At 46.5% G+C, this 18,597-nt stretch carries 17 protein-coding genes; 16 read left to right on the top strand and 1 reads right to left on the bottom strand.

The window, feature by feature from the left end; genetic code table 11:
* Window positions 1-33: 33 nt before the first annotated feature.
* From hemW to KCTCHS21_RS20340, 13 genes are all read left to right on the top strand, one after another.
* Window positions 34-1,221: a radical SAM family heme chaperone HemW gene (gene hemW, locus KCTCHS21_RS20400; RefSeq protein WP_130612602.1), complete on the top strand. Its 1,188-nt coding sequence runs from the start codon at window positions 34-36 to the stop codon at window positions 1,219-1,221.
* Window positions 1,222-1,401: 180 nt separating this feature from the next.
* Window positions 1,402-1,902 carry an N-acetyltransferase gene (locus KCTCHS21_RS20395; protein ID WP_130612599.1) on the top strand — a complete coding sequence of 167 codons (501 nt, stop codon included), beginning with the start codon at window positions 1,402-1,404 and terminating at the stop codon, window positions 1,900-1,902.
* Between the two features lie 134 nt (window positions 1,903-2,036).
* Window positions 2,037-3,065, top strand: coding sequence for a heat-inducible transcriptional repressor HrcA (hrcA, locus tag KCTCHS21_RS20390; RefSeq protein ID WP_130612596.1), 1,029 nt, complete (start codon window positions 2,037-2,039; stop codon window positions 3,063-3,065).
* Window positions 3,066-3,116: 51 nt separating this feature from the next.
* Window positions 3,117-3,707, top strand: a complete 591-nt coding sequence (grpE, locus tag KCTCHS21_RS20385; protein WP_130612593.1) for a nucleotide exchange factor GrpE — start codon at window positions 3,117-3,119, stop codon at window positions 3,705-3,707.
* 48 nt (window positions 3,708-3,755) lie between these two features.
* On the top strand, window positions 3,756-5,606 hold the full coding sequence (dnaK, locus tag KCTCHS21_RS20380; RefSeq protein ID WP_130612589.1) for a molecular chaperone DnaK: 1,851 nt from the start codon (window positions 3,756-3,758) through the stop codon (window positions 5,604-5,606).
* Window positions 5,607-5,692: 86 nt separating this feature from the next.
* Window positions 5,693-6,814, top strand: coding sequence for a molecular chaperone DnaJ (gene dnaJ / locus KCTCHS21_RS20375; protein ID WP_130612585.1), 1,122 nt, complete (start codon window positions 5,693-5,695; stop codon window positions 6,812-6,814).
* A gap of 135 nt (window positions 6,815-6,949) precedes the next feature.
* The gene (locus KCTCHS21_RS20370; protein ID WP_130612582.1) at window positions 6,950-7,093 is read left to right on the top strand and encodes a YfhD family protein; all 144 of its coding nucleotides are present in this window, start codon (window positions 6,950-6,952) and stop codon (window positions 7,091-7,093) included.
* A 5-nt stretch (window positions 7,094-7,098) separates the two neighbouring features.
* A complete protein-coding gene (locus tag KCTCHS21_RS20365) occupies window positions 7,099-7,404 on the top strand; it encodes a hypothetical protein (RefSeq protein ID WP_130612579.1) in 306 nt (101 codons plus the stop codon).
* Window positions 7,405-7,702: 298 nt separating this feature from the next.
* Complete coding sequence (gene prmA, locus KCTCHS21_RS20360) at window positions 7,703-8,680, top strand: 50S ribosomal protein L11 methyltransferase (protein WP_130612576.1); 978 nt, start codon at window positions 7,703-7,705, stop codon at window positions 8,678-8,680.
* The gene (locus KCTCHS21_RS20355) at window positions 8,677-9,360 is read left to right on the top strand and encodes a site-2 protease family protein (RefSeq protein WP_232057904.1); all 684 of its coding nucleotides are present in this window, start codon (window positions 8,677-8,679) and stop codon (window positions 9,358-9,360) included. The genes prmA and KCTCHS21_RS20355 overlap by 4 nt, the downstream gene beginning before the upstream one ends.
* A gap of 81 nt (window positions 9,361-9,441) precedes the next feature.
* Window positions 9,442-10,209, top strand: coding sequence for a 16S rRNA (uracil(1498)-N(3))-methyltransferase (locus KCTCHS21_RS20350; protein WP_130612573.1), 768 nt, complete (start codon window positions 9,442-9,444; stop codon window positions 10,207-10,209).
* A gap of 1 nt (window position 10,210) precedes the next feature.
* Window positions 10,211-11,560 carry a tRNA (N(6)-L-threonylcarbamoyladenosine(37)-C(2))-methylthiotransferase MtaB gene (mtaB, locus tag KCTCHS21_RS20345; protein WP_130612570.1) on the top strand — a complete coding sequence of 450 codons (1,350 nt, stop codon included), beginning with the start codon at window positions 10,211-10,213 and terminating at the stop codon, window positions 11,558-11,560.
* Between the two features lie 101 nt (window positions 11,561-11,661).
* Window positions 11,662-12,093 carry an NUDIX hydrolase gene (locus KCTCHS21_RS20340; protein ID WP_179952627.1) on the top strand — a complete coding sequence of 144 codons (432 nt, stop codon included), beginning with the start codon at window positions 11,662-11,664 and terminating at the stop codon, window positions 12,091-12,093.
* Between the two features lie 22 nt (window positions 12,094-12,115).
* Here KCTCHS21_RS20340 and KCTCHS21_RS20335 read toward each other — a convergent pair whose 3' ends face one another.
* Window positions 12,116-13,090, bottom strand: a complete 975-nt coding sequence (locus KCTCHS21_RS20335; RefSeq protein WP_130612567.1) for a Na/Pi cotransporter family protein — start codon at window positions 13,088-13,090, stop codon at window positions 12,116-12,118.
* A gap of 70 nt (window positions 13,091-13,160) precedes the next feature.
* Here KCTCHS21_RS20335 and KCTCHS21_RS20330 point away from each other — a divergent pair, with 70 nt between their 5' ends.
* The 3 genes from KCTCHS21_RS20330 to addB all read left to right on the top strand — a co-directional run bounded on the left by KCTCHS21_RS20330 (window position 13,161) and on the right by addB (window position 18,595).
* Complete coding sequence (locus KCTCHS21_RS20330) at window positions 13,161-14,552, top strand: class I SAM-dependent rRNA methyltransferase (RefSeq protein WP_232057903.1); 1,392 nt, start codon at window positions 13,161-13,163, stop codon at window positions 14,550-14,552.
* A 126-nt stretch (window positions 14,553-14,678) separates the two neighbouring features.
* Window positions 14,679-14,900, top strand: coding sequence for a hypothetical protein (locus KCTCHS21_RS20325; protein WP_130612565.1), 222 nt, complete (start codon window positions 14,679-14,681; stop codon window positions 14,898-14,900).
* 158 nt (window positions 14,901-15,058) lie between these two features.
* Complete coding sequence (gene addB / locus KCTCHS21_RS20320) at window positions 15,059-18,595, top strand: helicase-exonuclease AddAB subunit AddB (protein WP_130612562.1); 3,537 nt, start codon at window positions 15,059-15,061, stop codon at window positions 18,593-18,595.
* Window positions 18,596-18,597: the final 2 nt, after the last annotated feature.

Genomic DNA, 18,597 nt, shown 5'->3' with positions numbered 1-18,597 from the left:
GCTCGCTATTCTCTTTTGGAGGTGAATAAGGCATTGAGCGATTTAGCGAAAACAGTAAAATCAGCACCCCCAGTTCATCAGTGGACTCCACGGGCGCTTTATATTCATATCCCTTTTTGCACGAACAAGTGCTTTTACTGTGACTTTAACTCTTACGTAGCTGCTGGTCAGCCTATAGATGCTTATTTGGATGCATTGGAGAATGAGATGAAGCTGACGGTAGAGGAGCTGCCTCCAACGGTAATTGACACCGTATTTGTAGGAGGCGGAACACCAACTGTGCTTACACCACCTCAGATGACCAGATTTCTTCAATCTGTGAAGAAATACTTTCCCCTCGCAGAAAATGTAGAGTTCACAATGGAAGCGAACCCGGGAACGACGGACTTGGAGAAGCTACGGGCGATGAAGGAAGGTGGCGTTAATCGGATTAGCTTCGGTGCGCAAACCTTTGATGATGGTCTGTTAGCCACTATTGGTAGAATTCATGCCGCCCAAGATGTTATACAGAGCATAGCGAATGCTAAGGAAGCGGGCTTCACTAACCTGTCCATTGATCTCATGTTTGGCTTGCCAAATCAAACTCTACAGCAGCTAAAGGACAGCGTAACGAAAGCACTTGAGCTAGATCTGCCTCATTACTCCCTGTACGGATTAAAGGTGGAGGAGAATACGTTGTTTCACCGCTTGTACCAGCGTGATGAGCTCCCTCTCCCTGAAGAGGATGATGAGCTTGCTATGTATGAGCATCTTATGGAGCGTTTGGGAGCGGCGGGATATCGGCACTACGAGATCAGCAACTTTGCGAAGCCAGGCTATGAGAGCCAGCATAATAGGACCTATTGGCACAATGAGCCTTACTATGGCCTTGGGGCAGGTGCACATGGTTACGCGCTTGGCATGCGACATATTAATATTAAAGGCGTACAGCCCTACATCGATTCGGCGAACAAGAAGCTTCCGAGATTGGAAGAGAATGCTGTAAGCATTGAAGAAGCGATGGGTGATTTTATGATGGTTGGCTTACGTTTGCAGGAGGGAGTCACTCAAGAAAGCTTTGGCCGTCAATTTGTTGGGGCAAATCTTGAAGCGACTTTTGGAGCTGCTTTATCGAAAATGTGTAGTCAGGGTCTGCTTGAGAAGGTGGAGCAGCCTGCGGGTTATCGCTTAACTGCAAAAGGCATATTATTCGGCAATGATGTATTTGGAGCTTTCGTATAGGTCCAATTAATAAAGATCCGCTCTTGGCGATGCTTAGCGTCTGCCTTGGGGCGGGTTTTTTGCTTTAAATTTAATAAAATAATAACGATCAACGTACATTAAACAATTGACTATTGAGAGTTCATTCGTTTTGTTGTATATTTATTCATACATTATTGTTGCATGAGAGAAGGGATTTATATGTCGGTCATCTGCCGCAAAGCGTTGCCGCAGGATGTTGAAGCGTTATTCGAACTTATACAGGGTTATGCCGCTAATGGTATTATGCTCCCGCGTTCTCGCGAAGCGTTGACCCGAAATATAGATACCTTCATCGTTGCGCAGGACGGAGATCGTCTTATCGGCTGTGGTTCACTTTGCCGTCTAGGCGTTGATTTAGTGGAAATTCGCTCGCTGGGTATCGTGGATGGATACAAGGGGCAAGGAGTTGGCAGTCGGCTCGTTGATGCTTTAATAGAAGAAGCCAGAGTGCTCGGAATTCCTAAAGTTATGGCTCTCACCTATGAAGCTGCTTTTTTTCAGAAAAACGGCTTTCATATCGTAGAAAAAGAAATTTTTCCGGAAAAAGTGTGGACGGATTGCGTTAATTGCCCGAAACAGCACTGCTGCGATGAAATCGCCGTAGTGAGGCTTATAGAAGTACCACAAGGAAATGAAAATTTAAGTTTCGCCCAAATCTGATTGAACAAGCCAAATCTAACCGGAACGTCCTTGACACGACCGGATCGGTTTGGTATTTTTGTATTAGCCATTAGCACTCACTCATATGGAGTGCTAACGAAATGGTGGGTAAGCTACTTAAGGAGGAGTCTCGGATGCTGAGTGAACGCCAGCGAATGATTTTAAGTGCAATCGTCGATGATTATATCCGTTCCGCGGAGCCGGTTGGTTCCCGCAGCATTTCCAAGCGCGGAGACGTAACCTTTAGTCCGGCTACAATTCGCAACGAGATGGCGGACTTGGAGGAGCTGGGCTTGCTTGAGCAGCCTCACACCTCTGCAGGGCGCATTCCATCCATTAAAGGCTACCGTTATTATGTAGATCATCTTGTTACATTGGACGGCGCCGGAGATCAGGACGTCAGGAAGCTACGTACTTTTTTCGCAGAGAAGATGAATCATTGGGAAGGTGTAATTGGCCATGCGTCGACTATATTGTCGCAATTGACCAACTATACATCGATAGTGCTCGGACCGGAGATGTTTAGTACTACATTAAAGCATTTTCAACTCATTCCGATTAATGATGTTTCTGCGGTAGCAATTATCGTGGCTAATACCGGACATGTTGAGCACAGGACAATTTCCATTCCAGACGGAATATCGATGGATGACATGAGTAAAATCGTCAACCTGCTTAATGAGAAGCTTACTGGAGTACCCTTCTACCGAGTTAAATCTGTGCTACACAGTGAAATTGCCAAGGAATTAAGCCGCTATATTGATCATTGTGAGGACATTCTTACTTTACTTGAGAAGACTATTACCGAAGAGCAGGAGCCAAAGGTTTTTCTGAGTGGGGCATCCAACATGCTTACTCAGCCTGAATTCAAGGATGTCGACAAAGCGAAAAGTATTTTAGGGATGCTTGAAGAAACACAGCTGCTAATGCAATTGTTTCAATCTAATCCTAATGGTGGAATTCAAGTTAAGATTGGTACAGAAAACGCAATGGAAGCCATTAATCAATGCAGCTTAATTACGGCTACGTATTCTTATGAAGGACAATCGCTTGGAACGATAGGAATACTCGGACCGACGCGTATGGAGTACGGCAAAGTAATTAATCTACTGAACTATTTATCCAAGGATATTGCCTTATTGATGTCCCGTTGGTATAAGTAAGGCTTTGCATAGCCCTATTAAAGGGTGTCATGGTAAGGAGGTGAATGCTGAATGAGTAAGAAAGAGACGAAGGAGCAAGAAATCATGAACGAGCAGCAAGAGGAAATTTTGGAAGAACAAGCAAATGGATCTGAAGTGAATGAGACTTCTTCTGAAGAGGTGGAACATTCGGCAGAGGTTAACGGAGCTGAGAATGCTGTCGTAGCCGAGCTGCAGCGTCAGGTGGATGATAATCATAGCCGTTATTTACGGGCGCAAGCGGATTTCGATAATTTCCGTCGGCGTACTGTAAAGGAGAAAGAAGAATTAACGCAATACGCATCCTTAAAGGTGATCGGTCAATTACTTCCTGTTCTGGATAATTTCCAACGGGCGTTATCGGCGGGTACTGAGGTAGCGGAGGGCGAATCTTTTGCCAAGGGCGTGGATATGATTTATCGTCAGCTTTCCCAAGTGCTTGAAGCGGAAGGCTTGAAGCCGATGGAATCAATTGGTCAGCCGTTTGATCCAGAACATCACCAAGCTATTATGCAGGTGGAGAGCGAAGAATACGAAGAAGGTATCGTTGTTGAAGTTATCCAGCAAGGGTATTGGTTGAAGGACAAAGTAATCCGTCCTGCGATGGTTAAGGTTAGCGGATAATTACAACTATTTAAATATCGTACTTATATAAAGGAGGAACATACAGTTATGAGTAAAGTAATTGGTATCGACTTAGGTACAACAAACTCTTGTGTGGCAGTAATGGAAGGCGGCGAAGCAGTCGTAATCCCTAACGCGGAAGGAAACCGTACGACCCCTTCGGTCGTAGGCTTCAAGAAAGATGGCGAGCGTGTTGTTGGTGAAACAGCTAAGCGTCAAGCTATCACAAACCCAGACCGTACTGTAAGCTCAATCAAGCGTCATATGGGAACAACTCACAAGGAAACAATCGAAGGAAAAGCTTATTCTTCTCCTGAAATTTCTGCTATCATTTTGCAAAAACTTAAAGCTGATGCTGAAGCATACTTAGGTCAGACTGTAACGCAAGCTGTAATTACAGTTCCTGCCTATTTTAACGATAGCCAGCGTCAAGCGACTAAGGATGCCGGTAATATCGCTGGTTTAGAAGTTCTTCGTATTGTTAACGAACCAACAGCAGCAGCATTAGCTTATGGTTTCGAGAAGCAAGAAGATCAAACGATTCTAGTATTCGACTTAGGTGGCGGTACTTTTGACGTTAGTATCCTTGAGCTTGGCGATGGATTCTTTGAAGTAAAAGCAACTAGCGGAGACAATCACCTCGGTGGCGATGACTTCGACCAACTCGTTGTTGAATGGCTTTCTGGTGAATTTAAGAAGGAGCATGGCATCGATTTGTTGAAGGACAAAGCAGCTGTGCAACGTCTTAAGGATGCCGCTGAAAAAGCTAAGAAAGAATTGTCCGGCGTTCTTACGACAACCATTTCCTTGCCGTTCATTACTGTTGTAGATGGCGTTCCTCAGCATTTGGAGCTTAACCTTACACGTGCCAAATTTGATGAATTGACGGCTACATTAGTAGAGCGTACAATCGGACCTACTCGTCAAGCCTTGACTGATTCCGGACTTAAAGCTTCTGAAATCGACAAGATCGTTTTGGTTGGTGGTTCTACGCGTATTCCTGCCGTTCAGGAAGCCATTAAGAAGCTTACTGGTCAAGACCCTCATAAAGGCGTTAATCCGGATGAGGTAGTTGCTCTGGGAGCAGCTGTTCAAGCAGGCGTTCTAACAGGCGAGGTTAAAGATGTTGTCTTGCTTGACGTTACACCATTGTCCCTCGGTATCGAAACAGCTGGTGGCGTATTGACGAAAATGATTGATCGCAACACAACGATCCCTACAAGCAAATCTCAAGTGTATTCCACTTATGCAGATATGCAAACACAAGTTGAAATCCACGTCCTGCAAGGTGAGCGGGCGATGGCAAAAGACAACAAAACATTGGGACGTTTTATTCTTAATGATATTCCAGCTGCTCCTCGCGGCGTGCCTCAAATCGAGGTTACTTTCGATATCGATGCGAACGGTATCGTTAACGTATCCGCGCTTGACAAAGGAACAGGTAAGAGCCAAAAAATTACGATTACATCCTCTGGCGGCTTGAGCAAGGAAGAGATTGATCGTATGCAGCAAGAGGCTGAATTGCATGCTGAGGAAGATAAAGCACGCCGCGAGCTCGTAGAAGCGAAAAACGGCGGAGATCAATTGATCTACAGCGTGGACAAAACAATTAAGGATCTTGGCGATAAAGTCGATGCTGGCGAAATCGAGAAAGCTAATGCTGCTAAAGAAAAGTTGACTACAGCGCTAGCTAGCGATAATCTTGATGAGATCAAAACAGCAACCGACGAATTGACGGAAATTGTTCAACAGCTTTCCGTTAAGCTTTATGAGCAAGCTGCACAGCAAGCTCAAGATGGGCAAGGCGGCGCTACTGAAGGCGGAGAAAATGCGGGTCCTGCCAGAGAAAATGTAGTTGACGCAGATTACGAAGTAGTAGATGAAGAGAAGAAGAACTAAGATTTGTTGAAATAAATCGAAAGTCAAAGTTGATTTCCTCCCTTGGGCGGAATCACTTTGACTTTCCTTCATGAGGAGGTGGAGAAGTGGCAAACAAAAAAGACTTTTATGATGTGCTTGAGCTGCAGAAGGACGCCTCCCCCGAGGAAGTGAAGAAAGCCTATCGCAAGCTGGCACGTCAATATCATCCAGATGTTAATAAAGCACCGGATGCTGAAACGAAGTTTAAGGAAGTCAAGGAAGCTTACGATGTGCTAAGTGATGATCAGCAGCGGTCCCGTTATGACCAATTCGGCCACCAAGACCCGAATGCTGGATTCGGTGGCGGCGGAGCAGATTTTAACGGTGGTGGCTTCGGAGACATCTTTGATATGTTCTTTGGCGGCGGAGGCGGTCGGAGAGACCCGAATGCTCCACAAAGAGGTAACGATCTTCAATATACGATGACGATCGAGTTCAAGGAAGCGATATTCGGTAAAGAAACCGATATTACTATTCCTCGGACGGAGTCTTGTGATACGTGTCATGGTAATGGTGCTAAGCCAGGCTCGAAACCGGAAACTTGCTCGGTTTGCCGAGGCTCAGGTCAACAGGAAGTAGCTCAGAATACTCCTTTTGGTCGTGTTGTTAACCGCCGTGCATGCTCTTCATGCTCTGGTCGTGGAACTATCATTAAGGAAAAATGCCCAACCTGCTATGGTAACGGCCAAGTTAAGAAGCAACGCAAAATACACGTTAAAATTCCTGCTGGTGTCGATGAAGGCGCACAGCTCCGGGTAACTGGAGAAGGGGAAGGCGGAGTTCGTGGCGGCCCCTCGGGTGATTTATATATCGTTCTAAGAGTAAAATCTCATGAGTTCTTCGAGCGTGAGGGTGACGATGTTTATTGCGAGATTCCACTCACCTTTACTCAAGCAGCTTTAGGTGATGAAATTGAAATTCCTACCTTGACGGAGAAGGTGAAGCTGAAGGTGCCTGCGGGCACTCAGACCGGAACCTATTTCCGTTTGAAGGGAAAAGGAGTTCCAAAGCTTCGCGGTTACGGGCAAGGGGATCAGCAGGTTAAGGTGACAATTGTAACTCCAACTCAATTGAGTGAGGATCAGCGTGACCTGCTGCGCGATTTTGCTTCCAAAAGCGGAGAATCTACGCATGAGCAAAGTAAGTCGATCTTCGAACGCATGAAACGCGCCATATTAGGTGATTAATTATATTTAATAAAACCGTCCAGGATTTTTCCTGGGCGGTTTTATTTTGTATAAGCTTGCAACTGAAGGTGCAATATATGTAAATCATTGCTTTTGCGGTGAGTCATGATTAAAGATGAGAAGGAGAAATGATTAATGACAGACAATCATAAGAAATTACCAGTAGCATCAGCAGAGGATGTAGAGTTCGCAGAGGAGCTTGCGGACGAGGAAGATAAGGAAGCGCAGCAACGTGCGGAAGCGGCTGATCAGCGGGCTACTGTATCTGAAGGAGAGTGACACAATTGGATATGCAGCCCCTACAAGCTAAATTCGCAACCCAGGATCAGGCAGAATCAGCTATTCGTAAGTTATCCTCACTCCGAAGCGACTGTTTTCGATTGGAGAAGATTGGTCCTTACAGTGGCCAGATAGAAACTACAGAGGCGGATGCTCTGCAAAGTATAGATGGCTTAACAGCTACTGCGTTAGAGGGTTCCATTTCGTTAGGTAGCCCTGAAGCTGCATTTACTTTATCCGCTAGTGTTCCTGGCTTAGCCACAGATCAGGCTAGATCTGTCATCCTGCAAGCGGGTGGCGAGATCATATAAACGAAGAGGGCGTGTCACTGTTTCTGGTGATGCGCCTTTTTACATTTTTCTGAAGTATTCAGAATGTGTATGCTCATTATTCCCTTCGCTCAGTAAAATCGATGGATCTGAATGAAGGGGATAGTGGCTATAGTGCTCCCAGGTTAAAGTGTTCCATCGTTTTTTGCTCCTGCAAAACAGTACGTGTATAATGAAAATCATTGAGCAGCCAGAAGGCTGAAAAGATGAATGTTAGGTAGCGACGGAATACCAATATAGAGGTTTCGCGCAAATTCATCGTATAAGGGGAGGAAATGTTTTGCGCTGGCATGAAATTACGGTTCTGGCGACGGAGTCGTCTCAGGAAATGGTTACTCATTATCTAACGGAGCTTGGAGCAGGTGGCGTTTCTGTAGAAGAAGCTTGGTCGGAGGATAAACCGAGAGATACTTCTTTTGGTCAATTATACGATACGCCTTTGAATGACATTAGGCCAGGATATGCAGTATTCAAAGCCTATTTCTCAGAAGATACGTTAATGGAGCCCTTGGTTGCTGAATTGGATGATCTGTTGCGTGGGCTGCCGGAATATGGGTATGACGCAGGAGAGTATCAGATTGAGATTGGTGACGTTCATCAGGATGATTGGGCGGATGCTTGGAAGCAATATTTCAAGCCAATTGCAATAACGGAGCGATTGACCATTAAACCAACTTGGGAGGAATATACTCCTAAGGCAGACGAGTTGGTCATTGAGCTTGATCCTGGTATGGCTTTCGGAACAGGGACGCATCCCACAACTGCGCTTTGTTTGAAAGCACTGGACAACGCCATCTCTGGTGGAGAGCAGATCATAGACGTCGGTACAGGTTCTGGTGTACTTGCTATAGGAGCAATGAAGCTAGGAGCCTCGAAGGTGCTGGCGCTCGATCTAGACCCCGTTGCGGTAACCTGTGCGAAAGAAAATATCACACTGAATGGATACGACGATGACGTTGAAGTAAGACTAAGCGATCTGTTAGGTGTTCTGCATGAGAAAGAGAATAATGCAGAAGTCACACCTCCTGTTGACCTGGTTGTGGCTAATATTCTCGCTGAAATTATATTACTTTTCCTAGCGGATGTAATGAAAGTACTTAAGCCTGGCGGAATTTATATTACCTCTGGCATTTATAAGAACAAAGAAATGGTTGTGCAAGCTGGCTTGCTAGCAGCAGGTTTTGAGATTGTTGATGTGTTAAGGCAAGAAGAGTGGGTGGCGTTTGTTGCTGGTAAACCGAAGGGGGATGGCGAGTGAGCTTTTTTTGGTTTCCTATAGAGGATATTCCTGTAATCCTTCTCGTCATGCTTGTTGCCTTTAGTGTACATGAGTTCGCTCATGCTTGGACAGCATGGAAGTTCGGTGACGATACAGCCTACAAGGAAGGGCGAGTCACTCTTAATCCGATGGCGCATTTAGATTTAATTGGGATGTTGTTTCTACTATTGGCCGGTTTTGGCTGGGCTAAGCCAGTGCCAGTCCGTCGCAGTAGATTTAAAAACCCACGTTTAATGAATATTCTTGTATCTGCTGCTGGACCTATCAGCAACCTGATCCTTGCTTTTCTTATTTTATTTGTTATGGATCTATTGCATTCTTTCAATGTAATCGATAATATTTCCTCACAAATGCTTATCTTTATATCGTATTGGGTTAAAATTAATTTGTCCTTATTGTTATTTAATCTAATTCCTATGCCACCTTTAGATGGATATAGAATCCTTGAGGAATTTCTACCTATCAGAATAAGAATAAAAATACAGGAAATGGCGCAATGGACGACCTTTATTTTTCTTCTTATCATATTTATCCCGCCTTTGCGTGCTATTACGATAGGACCCTTAATGGATTTGCGAGGACCTATTATGGAAGGAATGGGCTGGCTATTGGACAGCATATTTTCCTCAGCTGGAGGAAGTATGTTCTATCGGGTTTAACATTGAAAGTAAAGTTCGGTAGCGAAACGAGCCAGAACACGGTATGATGAAGGATGGAAGCTAAGCAGGAGGCTGTTAGACATGCAGCGTTATTTTGTGCCTGAAACGCAAATGGGGGAAACCTCCGTAAAGCTGGATGGCGAAGACGCCCGGCATTTGGCCGCCGTCATGAGATCTAAACCTGGTGATTTCTTCATTGCTTGCAATGGATTAGGTCGCGACGTATTAGCAAAGATCGTATCAATTGATAAAGATAATGTGCAAGCGGATATAACAGAAGTATTAGAGACTCATGCGGAGATGGCCTGGAAGGTGACAATTGCGCAAAGCTTACCCAAAGGGGATAAGCTAGAGATTGTCATTCAGAAGGGGACGGAAGCGGGGGCTGTGGCTTTCCAGCCATTCGTATCGCAGCGTACTGTTGTCCAATACGACGAGCGCAAGGAAGTAAAGCGACTGGAGCGCTGGCGTAAGATTGCTAAGGAAGCTGCCGAGCAAAGCCATCGTAGCGTTATTCCGCAAATACATGCAGTCAGTACTTGGAAATCTTTACTCAAGCAGTTCTCAGAGTATGACCTTATCTTGTTCTGCTATGAGGAGGAAGGTCGATCTGGTGCTGGGCTACGTGATGTACTTGCAAAGTATCGTAGCTCATCTTTAGCTGAGGCCCCGCGAGTATTGGTCGTAATCGGACCAGAAGGTGGCTTTGCTCCACAGGAAGCGGACGCTGCCACTGCCACTAACGCACATTTAATTGGTTTGGGAAAACGAATATTACGGACGGAGACGGCAGCGTTGTTCGCGCTTGCCTGTCTCGCTTACGAGTCCGGAGAGTTGGGAGGAATCTAAGATGCCGAACGTGGCATTTTATACACTTGGCTGTAAAGTCAACTTTTATGATACCGAGGCAATCTGGCAACTATTCAAAAACGAAGGCTACGAGCAGGTGGACTTCGAGCAGACGGCAGATGTTTATTTAATTAATACGTGTACGGTGACAAATACAGGCGACAAAAAAAGTCGGCAAATTATTCGTCGTGCGGTCCGTAGAAATCCGGATGCTATCATTGCGGTCACTGGCTGTTATGCGCAAACATCACCTGCAGAAATTCTTGCTATTCCAGGTGTCGATCTCGTTATTGGAACTCAGGATCGCGAGAAGCTGATGACTTTTATTACAGACATTCACAATGACCGCAAGCCGGTTAACGCTGTTCGTAATATTATGAAGACTCGGGAATTCGAGGAGCTTGATGTACCGGATTTCGCTGAGCATACACGTGCATTCCTCAAAATCCAAGAGGGCTGCAACAACTTCTGTACTTTCTGCATTATTCCTTGGTCTCGTGGGCTTTCACGTAGCCGCCAGCCGGAAAGCGTTATTGAGCAGGCTAAGCAGCTTGTTAGCTCCGGGTACAAGGAAATTGTGCTCACAGGTATTCACACTGGTGGATACGGTGACGACTTGGAAAACTACCGCTTAGCAAATTTACTTGCCGACCTCGATAAGATCGAAGGCTTGGAACGGATTCGTATTAGCTCTATCGAAGCGAGCCAGATCGATGAGAAAATGATTGCCATTCTTAACAGCTCACCTAAGATGTGCCGCCATCTCCATATTCCTCTTCAAGCGGGAGACGACGATATTTTGAAGAGAATGCGCCGTAAATACACGACGGCAGAATTCGCAGAGAAAATTCGTTTAATCCACGAAGCTATGCCAGGAGTAGCAATTACGACAGATGTGATCGTTGGCTTTCCAGGAGAAACACAGGAGCAATTCGAGAATGGCTTCCGTTTTATGGAGTCGTTGAAATTTGCTGAAATGCACGTGTTCCCTTATTCCAAACGGACGGGAACTCCTGCGGCGCGTATGGACGAGCAGGTAGACGATGAAGTGAAGAATGAGCGTGTGCACCAGCTTATCGACTTGTCTGAGAAGATGCAAGCCGCCTATGCCCGCGATTGGGTAGGCAAGGTGCTTGATATTATTCCTGAACGGGCAGCAAAAGGCATGGAAGAAAAGGGCTTAATATCGGGTTATACGGACAACTATCTTCAAGTCGTTCTTAAAGGTGATTCATCGTTGCATGGTAAGCTCTGCCGCGTCCGTATTACGGACTCCGGAGTTAATGAATGCCAAGGGGAGCTTCTTGAGGTGTTGGAGTCAGACAATCACGAATTAGCAATGCAAGCATAGCAATTAATTAAGATTTCATCGAAAGGGCAGGAAGGCACCCATACCTCCTGTCTGAGATGAGATCTTTTTATAATGGGAGAATCATAGGGGGGATTGTTGGAATGAACATTGAAATTTCTGCAGGTGGCGTCGTGTTTCGTCGGCTTGATAGTCAGCTAGAAATCCAGCTTATTGAGGATCGTTTCGGTCGAATGACTTTGGCCAAGGGGAAGATGGAGCCGGGAGAAACAATAGAGCAAACTGCATTGAGGGAAATTCAAGAGGAAACGGGTGTTACAGGAACTCTCGCTGCTCCTTTGAACATTATTACATACGTATATGAGCATGCTCAGCTAGGTACGGTTCAGAAGGAAGTTCACTATTATTTAGTTGAGGCTGGTGACGATCCACTCAAAGCGCAGGTTGAGGAAATATCAAATGTAGCATGGTACGAGCCATTGACAGCATGGAAGCTGCAGCAGGATTCCGGCTATGATAACAACGATGAGGTATTCCGGCTTGCCTATGATAAGCTCGGAGTTGAAATCGTATAGGCTAACCAATATCATTTTGCAATTAAGTTGCATGCGGATTTGATGAGCGCCAGATAGGCAAGTATGCTATAGGTAAAGCAATTAGAGAACAAATGACATTAAAAAGTGTCTGAGCATGTGCGATCTGGGCCGAAGGATCATCGGGAGAAATAGAGGCTGCTGCCGTGTGCAGGAGCCCAATTAAGGGATAAAACAACAATGCGCCACTTATGTTAAGGGCAAGCTGCGATAAGGCGACAAAGCGACCACCAGAGCCACCGCTTAGAGAGGCGACCAATCCCGTGAAGCAGGTGCCAATATTCGCCCCTAGAACGATAGCGATGCCAGCTTCAGGGGTAATTGCACCGGTGGCTGCTAGTCCCATACACATGGCAATTACAGCAGCACTGGAGTGGACGAGTGCAGTTAGTACAGCGCCACCGATGATCCCCCATAGCCAATTGTTGTTAGTGAGTCGCATAAGGGTGTCGAAGGTATCATTTTCCTGCAATGAAGGACCCATTCCTTGAAGTAGCTTAAAGCCGATTAGTAGTAACCCGAAGCCTGCAAGCGCTACAGATACATAACGTAAGGAAACTCCCCAACGAGGAGCAGCCGAAGGTGTTCTCAGCTCATTCTGAATGTATGTAATTGTCCATACTATAGAGGCAATGATGAGAATGGGAAGGCCAAGTTGGTGGAGCTGAAGGCTCATGAGCTCAGTCGTTAAGCAAGTTCCTACATTCGTCCCTAAAATAATGCCAAAGCTTTGGGAGAAGGAAAGCCAGCCAGCATTGACGAAGCCGATTGTGAGGACAGTTACCGCTGTGCTGCTCTGGAGCAATGCTGAAGCGGTCGTGCCAACTGCAAAGCCCCGAAGGGGCGTCGAGGTTGAACGAGAAATCCAAGTGGACAGTCTATGGCCTGCCCAACGCTGAAGAGAGATTTCCATGACCTTCATGCCAGATAGCAGCAGTGCAAAACCTAGCAATGATGGAATAATAAAGTTTAATATCATAAGGACACACCTCACAATAAGACTATGCAAAGCAAGGACAAGTTTATGATTGAATAAGGAGTGGGTAGTAGTGAGCATTCAAGCATCGGTTTGGTTAAATAAAGGACGGCGCCCCCGTTTGGAGGAAGGTCATCCGTGGATTTTTGCTAATGAAATTGCTAAGACAGAAGGTGAACCGACACCGGGACAGCTAGTTGAGGTAAAGGATCATCGAGGGCAGCTACTCGGAACGGGCTATTGGAATCCTGCTTCTCAGATTACAGTTCGCATCGTTGCTTATGGAGCGCTGGAAGCTATGGATACTTCATTCTTCCACAATCGTTTTGAGAGGGCACGTGCACACCGTTCTCGATTCCTTGGTGAAGAAACCTCATGCCGCCTTGTATACGGAGAAGCGGATTTCTTGCCAGGCTTAGTTGTTGACCGTTTTAACGACATATTGGTTGTACAGGTACTTACGCTTGGAATGGAGATTGCGAAGGAAGCCTGGCTTGCTGCTTTGATAGAGGTTTTTGCTCCTCGTGGCATCTATGAAAGAAGTGATGTGGGAGTTCGTACATTGGAAGGCTTGGAAGAGAGAACTGGTGTGTTGTATGGGGAATGCCCAAGACATGTCGAGATCGTGGAAAATGGCTTGAAGGTGCAGGTTGATATTGAAGCTGGGCAAAAAACCGGCTATTTCTTCGATCAGCGTGAGAATCGTGCGTCCATCAAGCCATTAGTAAAGGGCTGGGGTAGCCGGAGCGGCATTAAGCTTGTGACTCAAGTGTCGGATGACGGGGTTAGTCAAACGATTCCAGTCAACGAGAAGGGAAGTACAGTCACCTTCCCTTATTGGGATGGGGCAACTGTGCTAGAATGCTTCGCCCACACGGGCAGCTTCACTCTGCATGCGTGCGATTACGGCGCGAAGAAAGTTACCTGTCTCGACATTTCTGAGCATGCTTTAGTAACGGCCCGTCATAATGTGGAAATAAACGGCTTCACGGATCGCGTTGAGTTTGTTGCGGCCGACGCATTTGAATATTTACGTCAGCAGGTAGCGGGACGTGATGAACGTCAGACGAGAGCGAATGCCAAAATTTCTGGTATTAAAGTAGATACCTCCAAGCCGCTTGCTTCTGAGGGTAGGACTTGGGATGTTATAATTCTAGATCCTCCTGCATTTGCGAAAACGAAACGGGCTGTTGAAGGTGCTTGTCGTGGCTACAAGGATATTAATTTACAGGCGATGAAGCTGCTTAACGAAGGCGGTTATCTTGTAACAGCAAGCTGCTCGTATCATGTTCGGCCTGAGCTTTTTCTGGAAACAATCCAAGAAGCAGCGAAGGATGCGGGCAAGATCATCAGACGGATCGAGTGGCGGGGAGCAGGGAAGGATCATCCTCAGCTTGCTGGGGTCGAGGAAGGTCATTACTTGAAATTTGGTATTTTTGAAGTGCGTAGTCGCAAGGAGCTTTAATACGGTCAATGTATATTGTTAAGAAAATGTTAGCGAAAAGAAGAATGGATTTAACTCGTTTCGGGAACATTTCTAACGTCTCTAGATTATCTTAATAAATAGAGGCACGGAACGGGAGGGTTTTATATGGTGCATGAGGTTATATTATTCGGGAAACGTGCTGTTCCATTAGAAAATAGGGCTAAAGCACTTAGCAGCCGGAGCAGGTTCAACAACCGTATGCAGGATATGAAGGGTGATCTTGAATTTCGCCGTCGCTGGAAGCATGTAAGCTATATTGAGCTTTGGACAGACGCAGCTATATTTAAATATGATGACGGCAGCAAATGGTATATGAATATTTCATAAACGATGCATAACCGTTAATTAATATAAAGAACACATCACCTATAAGAAGGGGGTGTGTTCTTTATATTGCGAGCGAACGCCTGTGCGCCTTTCGGTGATTGTGGTACAATGAATGTCATATGAGATTAGCTGTTCGGAGCTAGATGGAGGTTTATTAAATGTCACTTCGGCTTATTACGGGACGTTCCGGAAGCGGAAAAACAACATATTGCTTGGACGAAATACGGGGCAAGCTGCTGCAGGATTCACAAGGTGCACCCTTGATTTTACTTGTCCCAGAACAGGCAACGTTCCAAGCCGAGTATGCCATGGTAACGACTCCTGGACTTAATGGATTCATGAGGGCGCAGGTACTGAGCTTTCGCAGGCTTGCCTTTCGGATTATGCAAGAGACGGGTGGATCAGCAGTCATCCCGATTCATGACAACGGTAAAGCGATGCTTTTACATAAAGTGCTGGAAGCTCGTAGAGAAAGCTTACGTTTATTTCGTGGTGGCAAGGCAGAGACAGGACTTATTTCTCGCATTAATGACCTTCTAACCGAGATGAAGCGTTACGGCATAAGCAGTGCCAAGCTTTCAGAGCAGGCGGTGGCTGCAGCGAATCAGGCTGAGCGTCATAAGAAGACATCGCTTTTAGCGGACAAGCTGCATGATCTTTCTATGATTTACTCCGAGATGGAGCAGCAGCTCGTCGGTCATTGGCTAGATGGGGAAGATATGCTGGGCTGGTTGGCTAAAGGCGCAGAGAGCTCCTCCTTCTTGAAAGGATCAGAAATATGGTTGGATGGCTTTCATGGCTATACCCCTAACGAATATGCTGTTATAGAAGCTCTTGTTAAGAAGGCGGACAAAGTGTCCGTCACTCTATGTTTAGATCAGCCTTATGGAGCGGGAGAGCGACCAGACGAGTTAGATGTATTTCATCCGACAGCAGAAACCTCAGCTCAATTGTGCGAAATAGCTCAGTTGGCTGGAGTAAAGCTAGAAGCGCCCCTCGTCCTTAATCCAGAAGTGCTTCCACGCTTCAAGGACAATCCAATGCTAGCTTTTCTTGAACAAAATTGGAGCAACCGTAGACAATGGAACGGGGATGAAATGCTTTTGCAGCCTGAGCATCCTCTGTGTGGACTTTCATTGCATGCAGCAGTCAATCGTAGGGCAGAGGCTGAAGCCGTTGCCAGAGATATGCTGCGCCGAGTTAGGGAAGAAGGAAGCCGCTGGCGGGACATGGCCTTATTCATTCGACGTATAGAGGATTACGGAGATTTGTTAGCTGCCGTTTTCGGAGACTATGGTATCCCTTATTATCTTGATGGGAAAAAATCTGTCTCTCACCACCCTTTTGTTGAGTTTATCCGTTCAGCTCTAGAGTGCGTAACCGGCGGCTGGAAAGCGGAAGCTGTATTTCGCTGTGCGAAGACAGATTTACTTGGTACACCTGACAGGCTAATTACCCGCGATGAAATCGACCGATTGGAAAATTACACTTTAGCGGCGGGTATTGATGGATGGCGTTGGAAGTCCCCCCAAGCTTGGTTTTCGTTGTATCGAGGAGATTTGGAGGAAGAAGGAGTCTCTAGTCGTGCCGAGGAGACGATGAAAGAGCTGCTAGAGGTTCGGGACGCACTGTTAAAGCCATTGCTTTCCTTGGAGGAAAGAATGAATTCAGCGGGCTCTACAAGAGAGCTTTGTGAAAGCTTATATTATTTTCTTGAGGATACAGGTGCTGCGGATAAGCTCGAAAGCTGGAGTAGAGAGGACAGCTCCGACGGTAAGCCAGGTAAAATGGCGGTTCATCGTCCTTTATGGGATGGGGTCATTCATTTATTAGACCAGCTAGTGGAGCTAATGGGTGAACAATCCCCAGATTTGCCTCTGTTTGCTGGAATGGTTGACTCTGGCTTAGAGGAGCTCAAGCTAGGCGCCGTTCCTCCGTCATTAGATAGTGTCTTGATTGGAAGCCCTGAGAGAACTCGCTCTGATCGCGTTCAGGTCGTTTATTTGCTGGGCGTTAATGATGGCGTGCTCCCGATGCGTATTTCAGAAAATGGATTGCTCGCGGAAGAAGAGAGGGACCAACTGGCGGTGACGGGACTGTCCATGGCTCCGGACTCGAGAAGACGGTTGTTAGACGAATCCTTCTTGGCTTATTTAACCTTGACGACTGCATCCCGTCACCTGTGGGTTAGCTATCCGTTAGCCGATGAGGAGGGGCAAGGCTTGCTTCCGTCGGAGTGGATAGGGAAATTAAAGAAAAGGTTTCCCGGCATCCCCGTTCAGAAAATTGCAGCTGAGCCCCAAGAGACGCAATCGGATGCTGAGCAGCTTGATTTTGCTGTACATCCGGGAAGAGCAATTACTCACCTGCTAACTAGATTAAGAAGCTGGAGACAAGGGGAAACACTTACCGCTGGTTGGTGGTCCGTCTATAACTGGCTCAGGGAGCAGGAGGGCTGGAAGCATCGGCTGAGCTCTCTTATTTCATCCTTGAATTATACGAATGAAGAAAAGCCTCTTGCGCCGGAAACAAGTCGGTTGCTTTATGGGGACAGGCTCTTGGCCAGCGTATCCCGGATGGAACGTTTTATCGCATGTCCATTCCAGCATTTTGCCGTGCATGGCTTAAAGCTGCAGGAGCGTCGTCTATTTCGGGTTGATTCTCCAGATATCGGTCAGCTGTTTCATGCTGCTCTTCGTCAGACAACGGAGAAGCTATTCGCAGAAGGACAAGCGGGGATGGATGCCTTACGCTGGCAAATAGAAGCCGCTGCAGCAGTAGACAAGCTGTTACCTCGCGTTCAATCACAGATCTTATTGTCCTCAAACCGGCATCAGGTTATGGCGCGCAAGCTTCGTGACATTGTGATGCAAGCTTCCACCATTCTGGGTGAGCATGCTGCATTGTCTGCTTTTAAGCCAGTCGGGCTCGAGATGAGCTTTGGTCCGCAAGGCCTGCTACCAGCATTGTCGTTCGAATTGGACGGAGGTCGCTGGATGGACATTGCAGGTAAGATCGACCGAGTTGACGCGGCGCAGTCCTCATCAGGTCTGCTCTTGAGAATTATGGATTACAAGTCTAGCGCAATGAAACTGAGACTTGATGAGGTTGCTCACGGCTTATCCTTGCAAATGCTGACCTATTTGGATGTCGTCGTTTCTCATGCGCCGCATTGGCTTGGGCAGCCTGCCAAGCCTGTGGGAGTGCTATATTTTCACGTGCAAAACCCGCTACTGCTTACACCTAACGGAATGCCTAAGGACGAAGCCAAAAATGCTTTGTTCCGTGAATATAGAATGCAAGGCTTGTTATTATCGGATGGAGAATCCGTTAAGCTAATGGACGAATCTCTGAATCAAGCTAACAAATCAGCGGTCGTGCCTGTGGAATTCAAGAAGGATGGTACCTTCTCGGCGCGATCGCAAGTTGCGAACCAGAGTGAATGGGAGGTGCTGAGAGGGTCAGTACGCTCGCAAATTCGCAGAATTGGCAAACGAATTATTGATGGGGACGTTGCTATTACACCGTATCGGCTTGATAAACGTAGTCCATGCACGTATTGTGATTTCCGACCTGTTTGCCATTTTGATAGCCAGGTTGAAGGTAACGCCTATCAGTCACTACATAAGCCCGGAAGCCGGGAGGAATTATGGCAGCGGCTCGCGAACGAAGCGCAAGGGAGGGAGCCTTATTGAAA

This window comes from Cohnella abietis (genome assembly GCF_004295585.1).
GTDB classification, from domain to species: domain Bacteria; phylum Bacillota; class Bacilli; order Paenibacillales; family Paenibacillaceae; genus Cohnella; species Cohnella abietis.
This window is presented reverse-complemented; position numbering and strand designations above follow the sequence as displayed.